At 38.6% G+C, this 2,435-nt stretch carries 1 protein-coding gene and 1 pseudogene; both read right to left on the reverse strand.

Features of this window, described 5'->3' with window-relative positions:
* Positions 1–130: 130 nt before the first annotated feature.
* A complete protein-coding gene (locus tag HJG58_RS18555) occupies positions 131–1,738 on the reverse strand; it encodes a hypothetical protein (RefSeq protein WP_005130205.1) in 1,608 nt (535 codons plus the stop codon).
* 356 nt (positions 1,739–2,094) lie between these two features.
* Positions 2,095–2,358 (reverse strand): annotated as a pseudogene (locus tag HJG58_RS19120) (ATP-binding protein); the annotation flags it as partial.
* Between the last annotated feature and the right edge of the window lie 77 nt (positions 2,359–2,435).

The raw sequence follows: 2,435 nt of genomic DNA on the forward strand, positions 1-2,435 counted from the left end.
TATACTTTCACCACAGCGACTAGAATAACCACCAGAACAATAACTGAAACGGTGTTACCCCACTGTGGTTGAGATCAAAAACTGAGCTCAACCACGCATCTTATAAATTCCCAAAACGAATCAAGCAAATTTATGCAACAGCCGCTTCACAGTTTTCAGACTTCATTGCAGTGACTGTTTCTTGCGTCTTCAAGGTGTCAGTCACATCAACAGGCAAACTCCAAACCCGAACATTGGCTGAATTAATCTCATCAGTAATTGATGGCATCCCTGAATAACGTTCTGGATAAGTAAAATCTGTGCTGTTATCAACTGAAATCATCGTTGTAGATTGTCTTGAGCCATCAGCGGTCGTTCCAAGTGCAGGTAATGACAGAAGGTATGGTGCCCCTATTCGCTTATCATAAAAAATTTGCGAAACATTACTAAAATACTCATATTTGACTTGATATGGGTTTTGATTACTACCTTGAATACCATCATTATGAATGGCGTACTGTACCGTTGAAGCATCTTGATAGTTTTTTGCAACTAGACCAATACCAGCAGAGATTACAAAATCCAATTTAAACTCGGTATTTTTTAGCTGTGCCATGCGATACTTATCTGTAGTCGTACTGGCAACTGCGTAGTCCAAACAAATATTTATCCCAAATGGCAAGCCTTCAATTAGTTCATTATTAAATGTGGTGTCCAATAATTGACGACCATAATCATCAAAGGCTTGAACTTTATCAGACGAAACTCGCTGGATTTTTACCACCAGCTTTTCCTCTCCATTTAAAGTACAAACATGTGCATAGTTCTCCAGATCAGGATTACTGGCATTATTACCAAGTTCATCCCCTCGATCACATCTTCTATCACCAATGAAGTCAATCCAAGACACAGTGCGTTTTGGCCAAACCATATATGCAGGGCGCTGATGCTCATCATTTAAAGACAGATTATGCACACATACCAAATGGTTCGTTGCTTCTAATATTGGATTTTTATCGGTGCTGGCATCACTACCATCTTTGTTAAAAATATTTACTGATGGCTTTAACACTGCGATAGTTCCTGGGAGAAGTACCAGTTTTCCATAATCACATTCAGGAAACTTAGCAATCAAACTACGGACTTTCTGTGTGACGAGTTCTAAAAATAAATCTGCAACTACCAAGACTTCATCCGTATTCAAAAAATCAGTCCAAGGCACATTCCAATAAAATTCTGGAGCAGTAAAAAAGGTGACATCATAGTCTTGTGGTGGGCGCTCAGCAAAAGCAGTCAACATCCCTCGGTACAACAATACAAAACGATGATCGACCGAGCGCTTGACATAATCTACGATACTTTCCCAAGCCGTTTCAGTACCATCTTTATTGGTCACCAAAACTGAACCTGCTGTACCTTTACTTACTTTGCGACGTGCACGTAATTGCGCAAAAGAATTATATTCAAAGTTATAGATCCCCACATTCATTTTCACCGCATCTGGACTAATGATCGGCTCAGTACCTTGTTCGGGCTCAGTCTTTTCGCCTTGATCTGGAATTTGCGGTGTTGTATCTGGGTCAAACGGTGCAATCGGTATCACCACATCCGACTCAACCTCACCACCACCTCCGCCGCCACCACAGCCCGTAAGCATGGATACCGCAGGCAAGGTCATTCCCCCAATCAAAATAGAGCGTCGAGTCAAGGGAGTATTTAAAATTGATTTTTGTAGGTTCACTTGTGGCTGTGCCATCATCATTTCCTCTAGGTTGGATTAAAACCGCCTAGATAAATACAATATCTATACCAATTTTATAAAATATGTAGAAATTATGAAGAACTTTGATTTTTTGAGCAAATAATCGCCGAAAATGATATTTATTGGTTTTTCTCTAATTTTGATAATACTCATGCTTTATGTACTTAAAATTTATTTTAATTCTGTTTTTATAACGCCCCCATATGATGCAACTAAGTTCATAGATGAACTAAAATATCACTACCCGAGCAACATTAATGCCACAATAGAATTCGAACCGATTCTCCCGCAATGGCTATTGTCGTTACTTCCATTTCAATGCGGTAATCCTCCTGTTTTTTCAGCACACATCAAACATCACTTAAGTCTATTCTCAAGATTTTTTTATTTGAATCATAGAAATCATCGATTTTTTCTACAAGTGTTGGTAGGCCTTTGGATTGAAAAACAAATTTAAAGGTATTAGAGGTTGTTATTCCATGAATTCTTGATACTAAGGCAAGACAATAACTAAAACTTTGCTGATCTTCTCCCCATATACCATCCGATTTTGGTGGCCAGACACATTCCTCACGAATTTGTTTACTAAGCTTTAAAGGATTAAATGGTGTTGAAGGGGCTTTGTTGCACAAAGATTTAAAAGTTAAGACTTCTCATATCTACTCAAATTTAAGTGACAACTCGGGTATGTGGT

Origin of the sequence: Acinetobacter geminorum (assembly GCF_013009345.1) — a bacterium.
GTDB classification, from domain to species: domain Bacteria; phylum Pseudomonadota; class Gammaproteobacteria; order Pseudomonadales; family Moraxellaceae; genus Acinetobacter; species Acinetobacter geminorum.

Excerpts from the sequence above, each read along its gene's own strand:
- HJG58_RS18555 (WP_005130205.1), bottom strand. The coding sequence starts at position 1,738 with ATGATGGCACAGCCACAAGTGAACCTACAAAAATCAATTTTAAATACT.